Source organism: Novosphingobium sp. 11B (genome assembly GCF_054589055.1).
Map to the genome: position 1 here is coordinate 1 of NZ_BAAILP010000045.1, position 1,330 is coordinate 1,330.

At 65.3% G+C, this 1,330-nt stretch carries 1 protein-coding gene; it reads right to left on the reverse strand.

Going from position 1 to position 1,330, the window contains the following annotated elements; translation table 11 throughout:
• A partial coding sequence (locus ACYPYD_RS04015) for an IS1380 family transposase (protein ID WP_459662174.1) occupies positions 1-1,239 on the reverse strand: 1,239 nt, incomplete at its 3' end.
• Positions 1,240-1,330: the final 91 nt, after the last annotated feature.

Genomic DNA, 1,330 nt, shown 5'->3' on the forward strand with positions numbered 1-1,330 from the left:
GCGCAGAGTCGCGAACTCGGCAGCGGCCAGCGCAGTGGCCTTGGGGATGGCCTGCTGGATGCGCCACATCAGCCAGTAGGCGGCGGTATGCAGGATGAGGCGCATCTGGTTGGCATTGGCCGAGCGGCACGAGGTGCGATCGCTGGCCAACTGGGTCTTGTGGCGCTTGATCAGGTTCTCGGCTTGGCCGCGCGCGCAGTAGAGCGTGTCGTAAATATGCTCGGCCGAGCCTTCTGTCAGCGAGGTGACGACATAGCGGATGTCCATGCCCAGCGTGCTGGCTTCGATCCGGGCGACGACGCGGCGTTGGCCCTTCCAGCTTTTGGCGCCGTAGCGGGTCTCGGTATAATGGCGCAGGACCGGGCATTGGCGCTGAGCCCGCTTGACCGCGCAGGCATCGGCGACGGCGACAATGATCGGATCGGCCCGCAGCGCGGCGTTGGTCGGCAAGCCGAACACGTAATCGACCCCGGCCGCCTCGCAGAACGCCATGATCTCGGGCCGACCGTAGTGCCCGTCTCCGCGGATAGTGATGTGGGTATCGGGCCAGTGCTGGCGGATATGACGCACCAGGCGCCGGATGTGGCCGGCACCTTCGGCACCAGACGGCGTCTTGCCGGTGCGCAGCAGCATCGCGACCGGACGGCCGGTCGCAGTGTCGTAGACGTGGATCGGCAGAAAGCAGCGTTCGCCGTGATGGCCATTCCAAAACGAGAGTTGCTGATAGCCGTGCACGACATCGCAGGTGTCATCGATGTCCAGCGTCACCGCCGCCGGTGGGACCGGATAGCTGGCACAGTAGACGCCGATCATCGCGGCCATCATCCGGGCCAGTTCGCGCGTGGTCGGTGCATTCTCCCAGCGGCTCATCGTCGGTTGGCTCGCAAGCCCCGCGCCCGATCCCGGCAACTTGCCCAGTGCCAGGCGGAACCCCGGATCGTCGCGCAGGGCGTCGAGATCGTCAGCATCCTCGTAGCCACACGTGATCGCGAACACCCGGGCGCGCAGGATGTCATCAAGGCGATGGGTCACCCGCGTCGGGTCACGCGGATCAGCGATGCAAGCCGCAAGCCTCCGGCAAATTCCCATCGCTCGCTCGGCTTGCGCCAGCAACAGAACGCCGCCGTCCGAGGTCAGCCGGCCACCGTCGAACGCGGCTGTGATCTTCTTCCCGCCAACCGCTGGAAACGAAAATCCCGGTGCGCTATCATCGCTCCCGGCGGGTGTGGTCCGTGGCATAAATTGCCTCGCTGCAGGACTGGTCTAGACACCCATTTTCCTACTGCAAAGCAATCGCTTACGCCACTCCCGCCAACCCTATCACCCGCCT